The sequence below is a fragment of the Phytobacter ursingii genome, assembly GCF_001022135.1.
Lineage (GTDB): Bacteria > Pseudomonadota > Gammaproteobacteria > Enterobacterales > Enterobacteriaceae > Phytobacter > Phytobacter ursingii.
The window spans coordinates 5,327,109-5,344,698 of sequence record NZ_CP011602.1 but is presented as its reverse complement, the minus strand read 5'-3'; the positions used below and the strand labels follow the sequence as shown (position 1 = coordinate 5,344,698).

Sequence of the window (17,590 nt, the reverse complement as noted above, 5' to 3'; positions counted from 1 at the left end):
CGGTTCAAAGCATATCGCGGATCATGTTTTCCAGTTTGAGCTGGTCGACGGCAAACAGGCGGATCCCCTCAGCCAGTTTTTCAACTGCCATCGGATCCTGGTGATGCTGCCAGAGGAACTCGGCCTGGCTCATCGGGCTCGGGCGATTTTCGCTCACGCAGCCCGGATTCAACTGACGGGTCATCGGTGCATCGCAGGCTGCCAGTTCATCGAGCAGCGCCGGAGAGATGGTCAGACGGTCGCAGCCAGCCAGCGCCTGGATTTGCTCAATACGGCGGAAACTTGCGCCCATCACCACCGTTTCGTAACCGTGGGCTTTGTAATACTGATAAATCTCGCGCACCGATTTCACGCCCGGATCGTTCTGCGCAACGTAGGTCGCCTGCGGGGCATTTTTCTGGTACCAGTCATAAATACGTCCGACAAATGGCGAAATCAGGAACACCCCGGCTTCGGCGCAGGCACGGGCCTGGGCGAAGGAGAACAGCAGCGTCAGGTTACAGTTGATACCGCTTTGCTCCAGCTCTTCAGCCGCGCGGATCCCCTCCCAGGTCGCCGCCAGTTTGATCAGAATGCGCGACGGATCAATGCCATTTTGCTGATACAGCTGAATGAGTTTGCGGGCACGGGAAACGCACATGCCGCGATCCCAGGCGAAGCGGGCGTCCACTTCGGTCGAAATACGTCCCGGCACGTGGCGCAGAACTTCGGTGCCAATATCCACCGCCACCTGATCGCAGGCATTGATAAGCTGGGTTTCCGCACTGCCGCCCTGAGAGCGGGCCTTGCCGATCGCATCGGCAATCAGCGCCCGATACTGCGGAAGCTGTGCCGCTTTCAGTACCAGTGACGGGTTGGTCGTGGCGTCCTGCGGGGCAAATTTTTTAATCGAATCAATATCACCGGTGTCTGCAACCACCACGGTAACGGCTTTTAAGGCTTCTAACTGGTTCATCCTGGTCTCCTTACGCGCCGTGGCGTTTAGTCTCTGGCGTGCTGATTCTGGTAATAATCAATGCGTTCTACTTTTGCCGCAGAACCGCCCCCTTCATATTCCGAATCCAGCCAGGCCTGAATAATCAGTTTGCCCAGCTCAGGTGCTATCACACGCGCACCTAAGGTCACGATCTGCGCATTGTTGCTTTTACGCGCACGCTCGGCTGAGAAAGTGTCGTGGCACTGTGCAGCACGAACGCCTGGCACTTTATTGGCCACAATGCTCATTCCAATACCGGTACCGCAAATTAAAATGCCGCGGTCATGCTCTCCCTGCTTAATAGCCATCGCAACTTCATGGGCAACGTCAGGATAATAATTCGCGTCCGGGCGTTTATCGCTGCTGTAATCAACAACAGTGATTCCCTGCTGAGCCAGATAACTGGTAATAGCATCGCGAAACGCGTAGGCGGCATCATCCGCACCAATGGCGATTGTTTTCATAGCAATGTCCTCAAATTATTCACAGAAAATTGAAATCTGATCCCCTGGGAGAATCTTTTGTGGCGTTGGCCCACAGAGGTGGACTGTGCCAGGTAATTCAGCGTCAATGGCGCCATCAAAACTTAACGTAATATGTCCGAGCTGTTTTAAATTCGCCGTTGCCACATCACCCACAGCGGTAATTCGGTATGTAGCATTATTTATTTTTACTCGCTGGCCTAGTAATAACACAATGGTAAAATCCCCTGGCCGATGTATGGCGCAATAGTCGGCGATATCTGGCGGAACAGGTTCAGCAAATAATATTAATTTATCCTGTTGTAAATATTCCGCGACAAACTCACCCACATAGGTTATTTCCAGATGGTACAACGGCGAAGACATCTTATTTGTTTCCTTTACTGACCTGTGATGACAACGGCATCGGTTTCTCTTCCACCACCGCAACTTCTTCCACAACAGGTGCACGCGCTTTCAGTCGTTTATCAAACCAGGCCACCAGCACCGGTGCGGTTAACATGGTGATAATACTGGCGGTGGCGAGCTGAGCCGTGGCGGCGTCTACGTAGACCGCCAGGGAAGGATCCGCCTGAGCCACCATCGCTGGCGTTAGTGCCGAGCTTGCCGCCGTCGTCCCCAGTGCCGCACCCAGCGCCGTTTTCTTCTTCAGGAACAGGTTATACAGGAAGTAGAACATGATGCCGGTAATGGCAGAGATAATCCCCAATACAATCCCGGACAGCCCGGCGGTAAACACGGTGTTGATACTGGAGTTCGCGCCGATGGCAAACGACATGATGATAATGATCAGCGGTTGAGCCGAGGCACACAACTGCTTAAAGCGATCGTCGAGGTTGCCCCACAGCATGCCGATAAGCAGCGGAATGAGCATTGATAACAGGGCCGCAAACGGGATGTTTGCCAGGCCGCTCACCCCCAGCACCATCATGGTGACAAACGGACCGTCTTTGATACAGAACACCGAGATCGCGCCTGCATCACTGGCGTCACCATAGTTACTGCACAGGGCAATATAGAGTGAGCTGTTAGAGCTGGTCAGGCAGGCCACGAACGCCAGCGTCGAAATACCAAGGAACCCGACCGGACCAAACATCGTTCCGACAACCCACACGGCCAGGGCACCAGCGATACATTTCAGAGTCAGCAATACCGCCCCTTTGTATAAAGGCAGCCCCGCCTGGCGAATATTAATTGAGGTACCGCAAATCAGCAGAAATATCCCCATCATGGCGCTGGATCCGACTTTAAATAATGCCGTCGTTGGTCCACCAATCGTCAGAGCCTGGGGTACAAAAGTATTAAGAAGAATCGCCACCAGCAACGGAATAATTATGAGACCGCCTGGCACCTTATTCATTTTATCAAATATGTTAATCTTCATAGGATAACTCGCATACGGATACATAAGTGAATTATTCACAACGCACTGCCCGAACAATTGTTCGCGTCGCATATTATTATTTACCCTAAATAATTTGCGTTGCAGGAAGGCGGCGACGCAGTGAATCCTCAGGAACTTACTCCAGTAAGTGACTGGGGTGAGCGAGAAAGCCAACGCACTTGCAACGTAAAGTATTACGGGTAATTTATTGCAGTGATTCTTTATAAATATGTTCCACAATGGTGCTAATAATATCTTCCGGTCCGGTTAATCCGCCTTTGCCCACGCAGACTAATCCGGCATATTCCCCCCCGATAATTCTGACCATATCGGTTTGTGGAATAACATAGTCAATCATTTCAATACCGGTTGCTCCCAACTCTTTGAGCACATTGACCATAGTGTCGCCGCCGGTCATATACAGGCCTTTAATTTCTTCCGGGGCGCAGTTCAGCATCTCTTTAACGATGCTGCCGAGACCTTTATTGATGTTTTCTGCCGCCTGGCCGTGATCGAGATTGAAACGCTGCTCTTCTTCGTGCAGATCCAGCAGTCTGCCGGTCAGGGCCGATTCAAAGACAAAGAGCGCATTTTTATGCTCGGTAACGCATTTGTGCGCCTGACGCACGATGCGGCTGATTTCGATCTCCGCAGCGTTTTTACGATCCACCAGCAGCTCCGCATCCACCGGGATATGGCACACGCGATCGTCATGCGCAATCAAATGGTTGAGCTGCTTCCTGGTCACGGGCGTCGCGCTTCCGGCAACAATGACTACTGACCCCTTCTGCGCGCTACGCGGCAACGGCTGCTGTTCCAGACGTTTTTCTTCGCGCATCAACCCACGATGAATCGCCAGACGTTCGGTAAACGGACCCGGATCCACCGCCAGCACGTTCCAGTTCAGATCGACCACCGCACGAGCAATCGCATTCACGTCATCCAGCGTGATCGCATCCACCACAATCACCCGCGAACCATCCTGCTGGCGCGCCTGCAACTGTTGCTGAATCACCACCTCACCTTGCATGACGTGCGACAGCGCAATATGTCCAACGTGGTGCTGCGTCTGATTCGCCAGTAAGCCCGGCACCCAGGACTCGGTGACCGGGGTACGCACATCACGCGCCACGTCGGTACAAGAAAGTGCCACGGAATCAATCACCGAATAGCCACCCACCAGAATACGGCGGGACTGCGGCATCGACGGGACCACCACCGCCACGGTCTCTTGCGGCAACAGCGCCAGCATGGCGTCAATTTCATAACCGATACCGCCACGCAGCGTGGTGTCGATACGTTTGGTGAAGTAGTGTGCCCCACGGGATTTAAGCTGCTGCACGGCGGCGCTCACCCGCTGCTGCGCTTCGGCTTTCGGTAACGGGCGGCTGTCGCTGCTCACCACCATCGCCGGGTATTCCACTTCATTACGGGCGAACGAATCGGTATCGAAGAAAGCCGCCGTTTTCAGGCCGCTGCGCGCCAGCAGTACGCCCACGGTAGTGGCACCCGTCAGGTCATCCGCCACAATACCCAGCTTGCCGCCTTCCCCTTCGGGATAGACCATCTCAATGCAGGCCGGGGTAACGCCAGAGACGTAAATATCCTCGTGGATATACTCCGCCAGTGGGCCGCTTTTGCCGGTGTGATGCAGGTTGATAGTCGGAATACCGCGTTTCGGGTACAGACCGCAGCGCAGTGTGCCGCCGCAGTCGATAACCATTACACCAATCTCGTTTTCCGCCGGTTCGCCGTTTTTGAACACATCCACGGACGGCCAGCCTGTGAGTTCACACAGGCGGTCGACAACGGGAGGGCGAATGCCCCCCGTGATATAGGCGATTTTTTTCGGCTGGCCGAGCGTGACCTTTAACGGTCCGCCCCAGCCTTTACTTCCTTTACCAATTAACAGATGCTTTTCCATTCTCTGCCCCTCAGTATTTACAACGCCTTAGTGCTGTTTCATTTTCCAGTAGCGCGCGGCAACCACCGTGGATTCCAGCATGCTGACCGTGCCTGCTTTGCCTGTCCCGGCAATATCAAACGCCGTACCGTGATCGACGGAGCTGCGCATAAACGGCAGGCCGAAGGTGATGGTGATGGAGCGTTCGAAATCGAGGGTTTTACAGGCGATGTGGCCCTGGTCGTGGTACAGCGACAGAATGGCGTCGTATTTACCCAGCTTACCGAGGTGGAAGACGGAATCCGCCGGTACCGGCCCAATGGCATTGATGCCCAGTTCCTGTGCGGCTTTCACTGCCGGAATGAGGTTATCAGCCTCTTCATGACCAAACAGACCATTGTCAGAACCGTGTGGGTTCAGTGCAGCCACCGCAATGCGTGGGTTCTGGATATTCAGCGCAGTAAATTCGTGGTGAATCTGCTGAACGCAGGCCAGTACGCGTTCTTTATTGGCGTAATCGCAGGCATCTTTCAGCGCCATGTGGCGGCTCACGAAGAAGACGCGCAGATTGTGCACGTGGAACATGGTCAGGCCGTAATCAGAATGGGTTTCTACCTGATAGATTTCGGTGTGGCCCGGCAGCTTGCAGCCAGCCAGTTTGATGGCTTCTTTATGGATTGGCGCGGTAGAGACCACATCGATCAGGCCCGCTTTACCCAGCTCAATGGACTTCATCACATAGTCCAGTGACATCTGGCCCGCCAGCTTCTGGACCTTGCCCCAAACAATGCTGTCGTAGTCATACTCGCCAGTTTCCAGTACGTCCAGCGTGCCCCAGGTGAACTTCGCCTGTTCCGGGTGGGTGATTTTATTGATCGGGAAGTCGCATCCCTGAATTTTCATCGCCCGTTCAATAATAGGCACGGAGCCAATGAGGAAGGGTTTGCACTCGTCGTATAAGCCTTTGTCCATCAGGGTGGCAACGGTAATTTCCGGGCCAATCCCGGCAGGATCGCCAATAGTGACTGCTACAACGGGTTTTTTATCTACAGACATCGTCGGACCTCTCGGTTATGGAACGCTGTTTTGTTCATGTGTTCACTACTAAATCATATGAACACTAGGCTATCTGATGTATTGCCGATGAGAAGTGACGAAGATCACAGAAAAAAATTACCCACATTTTTCGATCGCAAAAATGTGATCTAACATATGTTCAACCACTGAATAAATGTTCAATCAGCCATTATTGATGCATAAAATGGTTTGTAGAGGACTGATTAGCAAGGATCTGGAGAAAACTGATGAAACACCTGATGATTGGTACCAGCTGGAAGATGAACAAACCCCTGTCGGAAGCTATGGCCTACTGCAATGCGCTGGCAGCACAACTTCCTGCCGTTTTACACCCGAACATTCAGCCCTTTTTTATTCCCCCTTTCACCGCGATTCACCCGGTGAATAACTTTTTCCGCCAGCACAAACTTCCCTACCTGACCGGGGCGCAGAATATGCATCAGCAGGATGCGGGCGCGTGGACAGGTGAAATCTCTGCCAGCATGATTGCCGAAACCGGTGCGACCCTGGTCGAGATGGGCCATTCAGAGCGCCGTGGTGCGTTCAATGAAACCGATGCGGCGATCAATACCAAAGTCCATACCGCCTTGCGCCATGGCCTGCGCCCGCTGGTGTGCATTGGCGACAGCGCCGATGAAAAGCGTTGGGGGGTGTCGGTAGAAACCGTGGTGCGGCAGATGAAAATCGCCCTTTTCGGTTTGAGCGCTGAACAGGCGAAGCAAACCCTTATCGCCTATGAGCCTATCTGGGCCATTGGCGAGCACGGTACTCCGGCCACGCCGGAACAGGCCGCTGAAATCCATCAGGCACTGCGAGCAGCGCTTTGCGCGCTTTATGGTCATGACGCCGGGCAACAGATCGGCCTGCTGTATGGTGGAAGCGTGAATCTGCAAAACTGCGCAGAACTGGCTTCGCAGGAGAATATTGACGGTTTATTTATCGGTCGCTCAGCGTGGGATGCCGCAGGGTATTGCGCAATTGTTCAGCGTGTAGTGCAGGATTTTATAACAAAAGCACAGTAGTATTAGGGAGGTATCGGGAATGGAAAAACAACGCGATGGCTGAACAAGACTCAGATTACGAACTCCTGACGGAAATAGCCGTAGCCTATTACGAGCAGGAGCAGACTCAGGAAGAAATTGCCCAACGATTTGGGATCTCGCGTATCAAGGTGGGCCGACTGTTAAAAAAGGCCCGCCACGAGGGAATAGTTGAAATCAACGTCAAGTATCATCCGGTCTTTAGTTCTCAGATTGAACAACAGTTCATTCAAAATTTTGATATGAAGCGGGTGCTGATTGCCCTCGATCACCACGATGAAGATGAACAACGTCAGCAGGTTGCCGCGCTGGTGAGTAACTATCTCGCCACGATCCTGAAAAACGACATGACGGTCGCGGTCGGCCAGGGGCGCAATGTCGCGGCGGTGGCCAACCATGTGGGCATCTTCCCGGAACGCAACTGCCGTTTTATCTGTGGCATTGGCGGTACCACCCGTGATGGCCAGCTTATTGACGCAGACCATATCAGTCGTAACCTGGCGCGTAAGTTTAACGGTCATAGCGAAACGCTGTATGCCCCGGCCTATGTTGAAACCCCGGCGCTGCGCGAAGCGTTTATCCAGAACAGGTTGATCAAAGCCACGCTTGAGCAGGCCAGTAAAGCGGATGTGGCAATCATCGGTCTTGGGGATATGAACGAAAACAGCTTTATGGTGCAACTGGGATGGTTTACGCCGCAGGAGATCATCACCGCACGCCAGGAGCAAGGCGTGGTGGGCGATCTGGCGGGCTACAGCTTTTTCAATATTCAGGGCACACCGGTGGATACGGTAATGAACAACCGGGTTATCGGCCTCAGCCTTGAACAATTGCGTGCTATTCCGTGCGTGATTGCCATTGCCTCTGAGAGCACCAAAGCCACCGCGATCCTCGGCGCACTGCGTACCGGCGTGATTGACGTGCTGGCAACAAGTGCCTCGAACGCCCGCACGGTTATCCACTTACACAAAGCTTTGTAAACGCCGGAGCTGTACCCCGGCGCCCATCTTTAGCCCTGATTAACACCCGCCACCAGCGCCGTTGCGGCGGCGCGTTTTTTCTTCCACATATAGCCCGCCCCCAGCACCAGCAGCCATGCCGGGATCAGACATACGGAGATGCGGATCCCCGGCGTCATAAACATCACCACCAGAATCGCCGCCAGAAACAGCAGACAAATAACGTTAGTCAGCGGGTAACCCAGGCTTTGAAAGGCGGTGGTTTTCCCGGCTTTCTGCATGGCGAGACGGAATTTCAGGTGGGTGATACAGATCATCGCCCAGTTGATCACCAATGCGGCAACCACTAATGCCATCAGCAATTCAAAGGCCTTACCCGGCATCACATAGTTGATCAGTACACACAGCGCCGTAGCCACAGCGGAAACGCCCAGCGCGGTCAGCGGGATCCCCCGGCGGTTTACCTTAAGCAGCGAACGCGGGGCGTTACCCTGCTGCGCCAGGCCAAACAGCATGCGGCTATTGCAGTAAACACAGCTGTTATAAACCGACAGCGCGGCGGAGAGCACCACCAGATTGAGGGCGTTGGCGACGATATTGCTGTCCAGTGCATGGAAGATCAGCACGAACGGGCTGCCGCCTTCCACCACGTTTTTCCACGGGTAGAGCGACAGTAAAACGGCCAGCGATCCCACGTAAAACAGCAGAATACGGTAAATAACCTGATTCGTGGCTTTGGGAATGCTTTTTTGCGGATCGTCGGCTTCTGCTGCGGTGATCCCCACCAGCTCCAGACCGCCAAAGGAGAACATGATCACCGCCATTGCCATGACCAGACCACTGATGCCGTTCGGGAAGAATCCGCCATCCTGCCATAGATTCGCCACCGATGCGTCCGGACCACCGTTGCCGCTAAACAGCAGATAACCGCCAAAAACAATCATACTGATGATGGCGGCGACTTTAATAATGGAGAACCAGAACTCCATCTCGCCGTACACTTTGACGTTCGTCAGGTTGATAGCGTTGATCGCCACAAAGAAAATGGCCGCCGACACCCACGTTGGCACGTCCGGCCACCAGTACTGAATATAAATCCCAACCGCCGTCAGCTCTGCCATACTCACCAGCACATACAGCACCCAGTAATTCCAGCCGGACATAAACCCGGCAAAAGGTCCCCAGTAGCGATTGGCAAAATGGCTGAAAGACCCCGCCACCGGCTCCTCTACCACCATTTCGCCGAGCTGGCGCATGATGAAAAAAGCAATCAGTCCGGCAATCGCATACCCCAATAGTACGGACGGCCCGGCCATGCGAATCGTCTGTGCAATGCCCAAAAACAGCCCGGTGCCTACGGCCCCACCAAGCGCAATCAACTGGATGTGGCGGTTTTTTAACCCGCGTTTTAATTCGTTATCGTGTTGTGCTGCCATCTCTGACCGCTCCCCTGTCTGTAAAAGTCACCACCGGCCTGAGCAACTTTCAGGCCAGCCAGTGGGGAGAGAACGACAATAGCAGGCTAACTCACTGAATAAGCGAACAATATAAATTTTCATGCAGATTCACACTTTGTGAGAATCGGTTGAATGTTCAGCAGTTTCGCGCATTAACGACGCCAATAACACACGACTTATGAGAAAAGTGACTTTCGCATGCATGAAAACGAACCGTTTTAGTGCAATGGGAAAAAGCGCAGCACCGTCAGGCTTCCCGCCATCAAAAAAGCTGTTAGTCTGGTAGTCACTCTTTCGTTCCGGTATTGGCGCACATGTATAACATCGACGACTTTGATCTAAAAATCCTCACCCTGCTGCAGGCCAATGGCCGTTTGACCAACCAGGAACTGAGCGATCTCATTGGCCTTTCTGCTTCCCAATGTTCACGGCGTCGTATCGCACTGGAGCAGGCACAATTGATTCTCGGTTATCATGCGCGGCTCGCGCCGGACGCCGCCGGGCGTGAAATGCTGGGGCTGATTGAAGTGCGTCTTTTAAACCACACGCAGGAGTATGTGGAAAGTTTCCACCAGATGATAAGCGAAGTGGACGCGATTCTCGATGCCTGGAAAACCACCGGTGACGCCGATTACCTGCTCCGGGTTGCCGTGCCGGATTTGCCAGGCCTGAGTCATTTAATCAGCCATATTCTGGCGCAAAACAAAGGGGTTGCGCATTTGAAGACCTCCGTTGTCCTTAACCGCCTGAAAGAAAATGGTCAGTTGATGCCTGACAGCGGTTTGCTGCCCTGATACAGGGCAGTGCGCCTTATTTTGGTGCAACCAACCGGTTGATTAATGTATAGAATGAGAAAAAATCACACACATCACCCGAATATCGGCATGTAAACGCACAAAACACGCACCCCTCTCTTTTCGCCATATCAATATGTTAGAGATATGGCCGCCTGTTTTTTCCCCACTCAGTTATGCCGGAAAGCGGATCTGGTGTGGTTTTTGCAGGATATTTCTTATCTCTGGCAATTGTTGAATCGTACTTTCTTATGGATAACGTCCTGACTCCCAATAAACTTGCTCATACCTGGCTGGAAGATGCGCTGGCGCTGCTGTTCGGTACGTTGATGATCTCTTTTGGCGTGATTATGTTTCGCCAGGCGGGCGCGCTCACTGGCGGTACGGCGGGTATCGCTTTTCTGATCCACTACGCGACCCATTTGCCGTTTGGCGTGGCGTTCTTTTTGATCAACCTGCCGTTTTACTGGCTCTCTGTGCGCCGGATGGGGATGCAGTTTACGCTGAAAACGTTCTGCGCCGTGGCGCTGGTGTCGCTGTTCTCCGATCTGCACGGGCGCTTTATCCATTTCGATCAGCTTAATCCCTACTACGCCACACTCTTTGGCAATATCATGGTCGGCATCGGCTTTGTGGTGCTGTTCCGCCATAAAGCGAGCCTCGGCGGCGTAAATATTCTGGCGCTCTATCTGCAGGATAAAAGCGGCATCCGCGCCGGTAAATTCCAGATGGTGGTTGATGCCTGCATCGTGACCGCATCGCTGTTCTTCGTGAGCCTGCCGATGCTCGCGGCCTCTATTGTGGGTGCCGTGATTCTGAATTCCATTATTGCCATGAACCACCGCCCGGGACGCTACGCGGTGTAATGGATTGACCTCTGACTGTAATTTCAGGAGTAGTGACTGTGTTCCAGAATGTTGACGCCTACGCGGGCGACCCTATCCTGTCGTTGATGGAGACTTTCCATCAGGACAAACGCGCTGACAAAGTGAATCTCAGCATCGGGCTGTATTATGACGAGCAGGCCATCATTCCTTGCCTTAAAGCCGTTCAGGAAGCTGAGACCCGCCTGCAGAGTCAGCCACACAAAGCCAGCCTCTATCTGCCGATGGAAGGTTTTGCCCCTTATCGCAGCGCCATTCAGACACTGCTGTTTGGCAACAACCATCCGGCGCTGAACGCCGGGCGTATTGCCACTATCCAGACGCTGGGTGGCTCCGGTGCGCTGAAAGTGGGCGCCGATTTCCTGAAACGCTACTTCCCGGACTCCGACGTATGGGTCAGCGATCCAACCTGGGAAAACCACATCGCTATTTTTGCCGGTGCCGGATTTAACGTACACACCTACCCGTACTTCGATAATGCCACGCGCGGTGTCGATTTCAGCGGCATGCTCAGCACCTTAAAACAGCTACCGCCGCGCAGTATCGTGCTGCTGCACCCGTGCTGTCATAACCCGACGGGTGCGGATCTGACGAATGCGCAGTGGGATGAAGTGATTGAAGTGCTGATTTCCCGCGATCTGATCCCGTTCCTCGACATCGCCTATCAGGGATTTGGCGCGGGTCTGGAAGATGACGCCTACGCCATTCGCGCGATTGCCAGCACTGGCCTGCCTGCGCTGGTCAGCAACTCGTTCTCCAAGATTTTCTCGCTGTACGGCGAGCGCGTGGGCGGGCTGTCCGTGGTGTGTGAAGATGCCGATGCCGCCGGACGCGTGCTGGGCCAGTTAAAAGCCACCGTGCGTCGCAACTACTCCAGCCCGCCGAACTTTGGCGCGCAGGTGGTTTCCATGGTGCTCAACGATCCAGAGCTGAACGCCCTGTGGCGTGCCGAAGTGGACGCCATGCGCACCCGCATCAGCGAAATGCGCCAGGCGCTGGTGGATGTGCTTAAAGACGCTCTGCCGGATCACGATTTTACCTACTTGCTCACCCAGCGCGGGATGTTCAGTTACACCGGGTTCAGCGCCGAACAGGTGGATAAACTGCGTGAAGCCTTTGGGGTCTACCTGATTGCCAGCGGCCGTGTCTGCGTGGCGGGCCTTAACCACAACAATATCGCACGCGTAGCCTCAGCCTTCGCCGCCGTGCAGTAAGGTATCACGCCTGTTTTTGTTGCCCGAGCGTGACAAAAACAGGCGGTTCCCAGGCCGTTACCGCTGGCAAACTCCCCTCAAATTTCGCAATCTCCACCCGGCAACTCTGCGCGCTACAGCCCTGTCCCAGACGCGAACTGCCGCGATCTTCGGTTAACACATTGGGATTACCGTGTTTATCCAGCGGCTGGGCGTCGGAGGTATTTTCCGGGTCATACCAGGCGCCGGTGGACATCTGCACCACGCCGGGCCGTATAGCCTCACTCAATTTCACCCCGGCCAGTAATGCGCCTCGCGTATTGAACACTTTCACCACGTCGCCGTCGCGAATACCGCGCGCGGCAGCATCATGCGGATGGATCCACAGCGGCTCTCGCCCGGAAATTTTGCTCTCCCGGCTTACGCTGCCGTGGTCGTACTGACTGTGCAGCCGGGTACGCGGCTGGCTGGAGAGCAAATGCAGCGGCCATTCCCGGCCAACCGTCTGCTGATACTGCGCCTCCGGCTCGTGCCAGTACGGATGCCCCGGACACTCTTCGTAGCCAAAATCGGCAATCGTCTGCGAAAAAAGCTCTATCTTGCCGGAAGGTGTGGCAAGCGGGGCGTTAAGCGGATCGTCACGAAAATCCTTAAGCAGGATTTGCGGCTCTTCAGGACGCATAAATTCCAGCACGCCCTGTTGCCAGAAATCATCGAACGCCGGGAGTGCGATCCCTTCGGCCTCGGCGCGCGGGCGCGACTGCTCATACATAACCTGTAGCCAGGCCCTGACGTCCCGTCCTTCTGTGTAAGCCTCGCGAAACCCGAGACGGGCAGCCAGCCCGCTGAAAATAGCATAGTCATCGCGGGCATCGGCAAACGGCGCAATGTGCTGGCGCATGGCGATCATAAAGCCGTCGTTGCTGGCGCTCCCGATGTCCTCTCGCTCAAGCGAGGTGGTGGCGGGCAGCACAATGTCGGCGAATTTCGCCTGCGCCGTCCAGTACTGCTCGTGGACCACAATGGTTTCCGGACGCCGCCAGGCGCGCACCAGCCTGTTGAGATCCTGATGGTGATGAAAGACATTGCCGCCCGCCCAGTAGACAAAGCGAATGTCCGGGTAAAAGTGGGTCTGCCCGTCAAATTCATAGGGTTCGCCGGGATGCAGCAGCATGTCGGCGAAACGGGCGACCGGAATTTTGCCTGCAACCGGATTGCGCCCCTGGGGCAAACGCGGGCCGGAAAAGACGCGCCGGTCGGCTCCCGCCAGGTTGGTCGAGGCGTAGCCAAATCCCAGTCCACCGCCGGGCGTGCCAATCTGCCCCAGCAACGCGGTCAACGCCACCGTCGCCCAGAAGGTCTGTTCTCCCTGACGGGCACGCTGAACCGACCAGGCTATGTTAATCATCGTGCGATGCCGTGCCATCTCATGGGCCAGATGACGGATCGCCCCGGCGGCAAGCCCGGTTCTGGACTCAGCCCATTCCGGGCTTTTCACCACGCCGTCATCCCGGCCAAAGAGATAATCCCGGTACGGTGCGAACCCCACCGTGTGGCTGTCAACAAACGCCCGGTCGTATAACCCGTCGGCAATCAGCACCTGGCAGAGCGCCAGCAGTAGCGCAGTGTCGCTCCCCGGGATAACGGCCAGCCAGTCGGCATCCGGTACGGCAGAGAGATCGTTTTTTACCGGACTGATATTGATAAAGCGGGTGCCGTTACGGCGCAAGGTCTGCAACCAGTGTTGCAGGGCATGATCGTTGGCCCCGCCGCCGTTCACCTGCGCATTACGCAGCGGCAAGCCGCCAATGGCGACAAATAACTCGCAGTGCTCCGCCAGCACCGGCCAGTGGGTATGCTGGCGTTGCAGGGTGTCGAGATCGCCGAGAATATGCGGCAAAATGCGCTCTCCGGCGGCGATACTGTAGGTATTGGTGCTGCCGGTATAGCCACCAAAGAAATTGAGAAAGCGGTGCAGTTGGCTTTGCGCATGATGAAAACGTCCGGCGCTCGACCAGCCATAAGAGCCGCCATAAATCGCCGCATTGCCCTGCTCGCGTTTCACTCTGGTGAGTTCATCGGCCACCAGCGTCAGCGCCTGCTCCCAGCTCACTTCGACAAAAGGTTCACGTCCACGCCCTTCCCGCGAGGCGGCGCCTTTTTGCAGAAACCCCTCCCGCACCGCCGGACGGCGTACGCGTGAGGTTCCCTGCACCGCACCCGGCAGCGATTGCCCAATGCGCGACGGGTTGCTGTCCCAGGCCACCGGGCTGACAGCGGTCAGTTTGCCGTTATCGGTGGTCACCCGGTAGGTTCCCCAGTGCATTACCGCAAGTTGATCAGGTTTCATTGTGATACCTCAGAAATGAAACCTGCCCATCAGGCGTTATTGTTGCAGGCAGTTTGGACACGGACAGCGCGCAACAACCGGAGCGTACACGTAGTACGTGAGGATTGTGAGCACTGCCCAGGTCCAAAATGGCAAATAAAATAGCCTGATGGGCAGGTTTTAGTGCATCGTCATCCCACCGGTCACATTAATCGCCTGCCCGGTCATATAGGCCGCCAGCGGGCTGGCAAGAAACGCCACTACGCCAGCCACATCTTCTGGTTGCGCCGTGCGTCCCAGCAGAACCTGGGAACAGTCTTCGGCGTAGATGGCTTCCGGCGTCATGCCGCGCAGTTCCGCACCTTCGCGACGTTCGCGCCACTTCATCTCCGTCTCGACAATGCCGGGGCACACCGCGTTCACCAGGATATTGTCACGGGCGAGCTCAATGGCCATCACTTTAGTCAGGCCGAGGACCGCATGTTTAGACGCCACATACTGCCCCATTAGCCGATAGCCATTTTTTCCCGCCTGTGAGGCGATATTGATGATGCGGCCACCGCTTTTGGCTTTCATTAGCGGTATGGCCGCCTCCGCCAGGTAACCAATGCTTTTGACGTTGACGTCCAGAATGCGCTGCCAGTCGGCATCGCTCATCTGCGTTACCGTACTCATCGCCGAGACGCCGCAGCTATTGACCAGGATGTCCACGCCGCCGAAAGTCTCCACCGCGGCGCCAATGAGCTGATGGGCCTGTTCGCGAGAGGAAACATCGGTACGTAGCACTAGCTGGCGCAGTGTCTGCTCCCGCGCTCTGGCGGCGATATCGCCTACCACTACATTTGCGCCGCCGCGATGCAGCAGTTCCGCAATGGCTTTACCAATCCCCTGCAGGCCGCCGGTCACGACGGCAGTCTGGCCGCGAAAATCGAGGGCAATCATCGCTTATTCCCGAAACGGGTCGTCGCTGATACCGGCATCCAGCACCAGCTTCGCGTATTCCTGGGCCGAGAACAGTGAGTGATCGCGATAGTTGCCGCAGGCAAGCGGCGTGACCGCAGGCACATCTGTTGCGGTAAGCACACGCTGCAAGACCCGTGTCAGCGCCGCTGCGATGTGTTTCGGATCGTGCTCATCCCACAGGATCAGATAGAAACCGGTACGGCAACCCATCGGTGAAATATCGATAACGCCTTCCAGTTCTTCACGCAGACCAAACGCCAGCAGGTGTTCCAGAGTGTGTAGCGCGGCGGTGGGAATGGCATCCGCATTGGGTTGCAGGAAACGTAAATCAAACTTCTGCACCACACTGCCAAGCCGGTGACGCTCATAACCGGCTACGCGGACATACGGGGCTTTGACTTTGGTATGGTCGAGGGTAAAGCTCTCTACAACTGGCATATTGCTCTCCTGAATAGATGAAATAGCAGCCTCACTCGCGGCGAATACGGCGAGCAACGCGGGTTCCGAGGGTCTGGGTAAGCTGAACGATGACAATCAGCACCAGCGCGGTGACCAGCGTGGCGAAAGCATCAAAGCGCTGGTAACCATAGGTAATGGCTAAATCGCCGATCCCGCCGCCGCCCACGGTTCCGGCCATGGCGGTCGCGCCCAGCAGGCCAATGGTGGCGGTAGTAAGGGCCAAAATCAGAGATGATGCTGCTTCCGGCAACATAAAGTGCCAGATGGTCTGTAAGGCGGTGGCGCCCATGGCATCGGCGGCCTCAAGGATCCCCTCATCCACTTCCAGCAGCGAGCTTTCGACCAGCCGGGAAATATAGGGCGCAATAAAAACAATCAGCGGCACAATCGCCCCTGCCGTACCGATGGTGGTACCCACCACCAGACGGGTAAAAGGCAGAATGGTGATCAGCAAAATGATAAACGGCAGCGAGCGAACAACATTGATTATCGGGTTCAGCACCTGGTGCACAAACCGGTTGGGCAGAATGCCGCCAGGACGGCAAACGACCAGCACAATGCCCAGCGGGATGCCGAGCAGTGAACCGAAACCCAGCGAAACGGCGATCATCACCAGGGTGTCGTGCAATGCCAGCAGGAATTGATCGCCGGTGACGGCTGTGTCAATAAACTCAAACATGGGTGATTTTCACTCCTGCGTCGCGAAGGTGGGCAATGGCGTTGTCGGTTTGCTCTGCCTCACCGAGAATCTGCACGATCATGAACCCCAGAATCCGCCCCTGAACGTCGGACATGCTGGCAAAGAGAATATTCACCTCAATGGCATAGTCCTTGATGATGCGGTTGATGATGGGCTGCTGCGCCGTTGCGCCAACAAACTCAAGGCGCAGAGCCTGCGCGCCGTTATCCCGTTGCAGCACAGAGGAGACGCGCTCCGGCAGCTTGTCATGAATCACCGACTGCACGAAGCTGGCGGTGACCGGATGTTGCGGCTGGGCAAACAAGTTAAAGACCTCGCCCTGCTCCACAATGCTGCCGTTCTGCATTACCGCAACCTTGTTACAGATCTTCTGAATAACCGACATTTCGTGCGTGATCAGCACGATGGTGATGCCATAGCGGCGGTTGATCTCCTGCAACAACAGTAAGATCTGCACCGTGGTATGGGGATCCAGCGCCGATGTCGCTTCATCACACAATAAAACGGATGGATTGGTCGCCAGCGCGCGAGCAATACCGACACGCTGTTTTTGCCCGCCCGATAATTCGTTCGGGAAGCTATGCAGCTTGTCGCTGAGATTGACAAACTCCAGCAACTCCGTCACCCGTGCCTGAATAAATGCCTTATCACGCCCCTGCAAAATGAGCGGAATGGCGACGTTATGGAAAACCGTTTTCGAATTCAGCAAATTAAAGTTCTGAAAGATCATTCCAATATCTTTCTTGATCGCACGCAGACGTTTACCGCTAAATTCCTGCAGTACTTCGCCATTAATCACCACCTCTCCCTGGCCTGGCGATTCGAGACGATTGATTAAACGTAGCAAGGTACTTTTCCCTGCACCGCTATAACCAATAATCCCGAAAATATCGCCCTTAGCAATACTAAGGTTAATGTCCTTTAATGCCAGAACCGGGTTTCCATTACGGGAGAATGTTTTGCTGACATGGCGAAGCTCAATCATTGCAT

At 55.1% G+C, this 17,590-nt stretch carries 17 protein-coding genes; 5 read left to right on the top strand and 12 right to left on the bottom strand.

The window, feature by feature from the left end; genetic code table 11:
• Positions 1–4: 4 nt before the first annotated feature.
• The 6 genes from tal to pdxA form a co-directional block, all read right to left on the bottom strand.
• The gene (tal, locus tag AB182_RS28840; RefSeq protein WP_047373032.1) at positions 5–955 is read right to left on the bottom strand and encodes a transaldolase; all 951 of its coding nucleotides are present in this window, start codon (positions 953–955) and stop codon (positions 5–7) included.
• Between the two features lie 26 nt (positions 956–981).
• Complete coding sequence (locus AB182_RS28835; RefSeq protein WP_047373031.1) at positions 982–1,440, bottom strand: RpiB/LacA/LacB family sugar-phosphate isomerase; 459 nt, start codon at positions 1,438–1,440, stop codon at positions 982–984.
• A gap of 15 nt (positions 1,441–1,455) precedes the next feature.
• Positions 1,456–1,824 carry a PTS glucitol/sorbitol transporter subunit IIA gene (locus AB182_RS28830; protein ID WP_047373030.1) on the bottom strand — a complete coding sequence of 123 codons (369 nt, stop codon included), beginning with the start codon at positions 1,822–1,824 and terminating at the stop codon, positions 1,456–1,458.
• Between the two features lies 1 nt (position 1,825).
• A complete protein-coding gene (locus AB182_RS28825; protein ID WP_047373470.1) occupies positions 1,826–2,842 on the bottom strand; it encodes a 2-keto-3-deoxygluconate permease in 1,017 nt (338 codons plus the stop codon).
• Positions 2,843–3,047: 205 nt separating this feature from the next.
• Positions 3,048–4,766 carry a four-carbon acid sugar kinase family protein gene (locus AB182_RS28820; protein ID WP_047373029.1) on the bottom strand — a complete coding sequence of 573 codons (1,719 nt, stop codon included), beginning with the start codon at positions 4,764–4,766 and terminating at the stop codon, positions 3,048–3,050.
• A 27-nt stretch (positions 4,767–4,793) separates the two neighbouring features.
• Positions 4,794–5,801: a 4-hydroxythreonine-4-phosphate dehydrogenase PdxA gene (gene pdxA, locus AB182_RS28815; RefSeq protein ID WP_047373028.1), complete on the bottom strand. Its 1,008-nt coding sequence runs from the start codon at positions 5,799–5,801 to the stop codon at positions 4,794–4,796.
• Between the two features lie 248 nt (positions 5,802–6,049).
• Between pdxA and AB182_RS28810 the strand changes: the two genes are divergently transcribed.
• Positions 6,050–6,844: a triose-phosphate isomerase gene (locus AB182_RS28810; RefSeq protein ID WP_047373027.1), complete on the top strand. Its 795-nt coding sequence runs from the start codon at positions 6,050–6,052 to the stop codon at positions 6,842–6,844.
• Between the two features lie 35 nt (positions 6,845–6,879).
• Positions 6,880–7,842, top strand: a complete 963-nt coding sequence (locus tag AB182_RS28805) for a sugar-binding transcriptional regulator (RefSeq protein WP_047373026.1) — start codon at positions 6,880–6,882, stop codon at positions 7,840–7,842.
• A gap of 29 nt (positions 7,843–7,871) precedes the next feature.
• On the opposite strand, the gene AB182_RS28800 is transcribed toward AB182_RS28805, so the two are convergent.
• The gene (locus AB182_RS28800) at positions 7,872–9,257 is read right to left on the bottom strand and encodes an amino acid permease (RefSeq protein WP_047373025.1); all 1,386 of its coding nucleotides are present in this window, start codon (positions 9,255–9,257) and stop codon (positions 7,872–7,874) included.
• Positions 9,258–9,592: 335 nt separating this feature from the next.
• On the opposite strand from AB182_RS28800, the gene AB182_RS28795 reads away from it, so the two are divergent.
• The 3 genes from AB182_RS28795 (at position 9,593) to AB182_RS28785 (ending at position 12,170) form a co-directional block, all read left to right on the top strand.
• Entirely contained in the window at positions 9,593–10,072 is a 480-nt protein-coding gene (locus AB182_RS28795; protein WP_047373024.1) for an Lrp/AsnC family transcriptional regulator, read from the top strand.
• A gap of 251 nt (positions 10,073–10,323) precedes the next feature.
• Positions 10,324–10,938 carry a YitT family protein gene (locus AB182_RS28790; RefSeq protein WP_039077539.1) on the top strand — a complete coding sequence of 205 codons (615 nt, stop codon included), beginning with the start codon at positions 10,324–10,326 and terminating at the stop codon, positions 10,936–10,938.
• A 38-nt stretch (positions 10,939–10,976) separates the two neighbouring features.
• Positions 10,977–12,170 carry an amino acid aminotransferase gene (locus tag AB182_RS28785; protein ID WP_047373023.1) on the top strand — a complete coding sequence of 398 codons (1,194 nt, stop codon included), beginning with the start codon at positions 10,977–10,979 and terminating at the stop codon, positions 12,168–12,170.
• Positions 12,171–12,174: 4 nt separating this feature from the next.
• Here the strand turns inward: AB182_RS28785 and AB182_RS28780 are convergent, their stop codons facing one another.
• The 5 genes from AB182_RS28780 to AB182_RS28760 all read right to left on the bottom strand — a co-directional run bounded on the left by AB182_RS28780 (position 12,175) and on the right by AB182_RS28760 (position 17,585).
• Positions 12,175–14,499, bottom strand: a complete 2,325-nt coding sequence (locus tag AB182_RS28780) for a molybdopterin-dependent oxidoreductase (RefSeq protein WP_047373022.1) — start codon at positions 14,497–14,499, stop codon at positions 12,175–12,177.
• Between the two features lie 159 nt (positions 14,500–14,658).
• A complete protein-coding gene (locus AB182_RS28775; RefSeq protein ID WP_047373021.1) occupies positions 14,659–15,420 on the bottom strand; it encodes an SDR family NAD(P)-dependent oxidoreductase in 762 nt (253 codons plus the stop codon).
• A gap of 3 nt (positions 15,421–15,423) precedes the next feature.
• Complete coding sequence (locus AB182_RS28770; protein ID WP_047373020.1) at positions 15,424–15,879, bottom strand: S-ribosylhomocysteine lyase; 456 nt, start codon at positions 15,877–15,879, stop codon at positions 15,424–15,426.
• Positions 15,880–15,910: 31 nt separating this feature from the next.
• Positions 15,911–16,579 carry a methionine ABC transporter permease gene (locus tag AB182_RS28765; RefSeq protein WP_047373019.1) on the bottom strand — a complete coding sequence of 223 codons (669 nt, stop codon included), beginning with the start codon at positions 16,577–16,579 and terminating at the stop codon, positions 15,911–15,913.
• Positions 16,572–17,585 (bottom strand): methionine ABC transporter ATP-binding protein, encoded by a 1,014-nt coding sequence (locus AB182_RS28760; RefSeq protein ID WP_047373018.1) that lies wholly within the window; start codon positions 17,583–17,585, stop codon positions 16,572–16,574. The genes AB182_RS28765 and AB182_RS28760 overlap by 8 nt, the downstream gene beginning before the upstream one ends.
• Between the last annotated feature and the right edge of the window lie 5 nt (positions 17,586–17,590).

Coding starts and splice junctions, on each gene's coding strand:
- AB182_RS28770 (WP_047373020.1), bottom strand. CDS start 15,879: ATGCCAGTTGTAGAGAGCTTTACCCTCGACCATACCAAAGTCAAAGCC.
- AB182_RS28805 (WP_047373026.1), top strand. CDS start 6,880: ATGGCTGAACAAGACTCAGATTACGAACTCCTGACGGAAATAGCCGTA.
- AB182_RS28795 (WP_047373024.1), top strand. CDS start 9,593: ATGTATAACATCGACGACTTTGATCTAAAAATCCTCACCCTGCTGCAG.
- AB182_RS28775 (WP_047373021.1), bottom strand. CDS start 15,420: ATGATTGCCCTCGATTTTCGCGGCCAGACTGCCGTCGTGACCGGCGGC.
- AB182_RS28810 (WP_047373027.1), top strand. CDS start 6,050: ATGAAACACCTGATGATTGGTACCAGCTGGAAGATGAACAAACCCCTG.
- pdxA (WP_047373028.1), bottom strand. CDS start 5,801: ATGTCTGTAGATAAAAAACCCGTTGTAGCAGTCACTATTGGCGATCCT.
- AB182_RS28800 (WP_047373025.1), bottom strand. CDS start 9,257: ATGGCAGCACAACACGATAACGAATTAAAACGCGGGTTAAAAAACCGC.
- AB182_RS28830 (WP_047373030.1), bottom strand. CDS start 1,824: ATGTCTTCGCCGTTGTACCATCTGGAAATAACCTATGTGGGTGAGTTT.
- AB182_RS28790 (WP_039077539.1), top strand. CDS start 10,324: ATGGATAACGTCCTGACTCCCAATAAACTTGCTCATACCTGGCTGGAA.
- AB182_RS28765 (WP_047373019.1), bottom strand. CDS start 16,579: ATGTTTGAGTTTATTGACACAGCCGTCACCGGCGATCAATTCCTGCTG.
- AB182_RS28780 (WP_047373022.1), bottom strand. CDS start 14,499: ATGAAACCTGATCAACTTGCGGTAATGCACTGGGGAACCTACCGGGTG.
- AB182_RS28835 (WP_047373031.1), bottom strand. CDS start 1,440: ATGAAAACAATCGCCATTGGTGCGGATGATGCCGCCTACGCGTTTCGC.
- AB182_RS28820 (WP_047373029.1), bottom strand. CDS start 4,766: ATGGAAAAGCATCTGTTAATTGGTAAAGGAAGTAAAGGCTGGGGCGGA.
- AB182_RS28825 (WP_047373470.1), bottom strand. CDS start 2,842: ATGAAGATTAACATATTTGATAAAATGAATAAGGTGCCAGGCGGTCTC.
- tal (WP_047373032.1), bottom strand. CDS start 955: ATGAACCAGTTAGAAGCCTTAAAAGCCGTTACCGTGGTGGTTGCAGAC.
- AB182_RS28760 (WP_047373018.1), bottom strand. CDS start 17,585: ATGATTGAGCTTCGCCATGTCAGCAAAACATTCTCCCGTAATGGAAAC.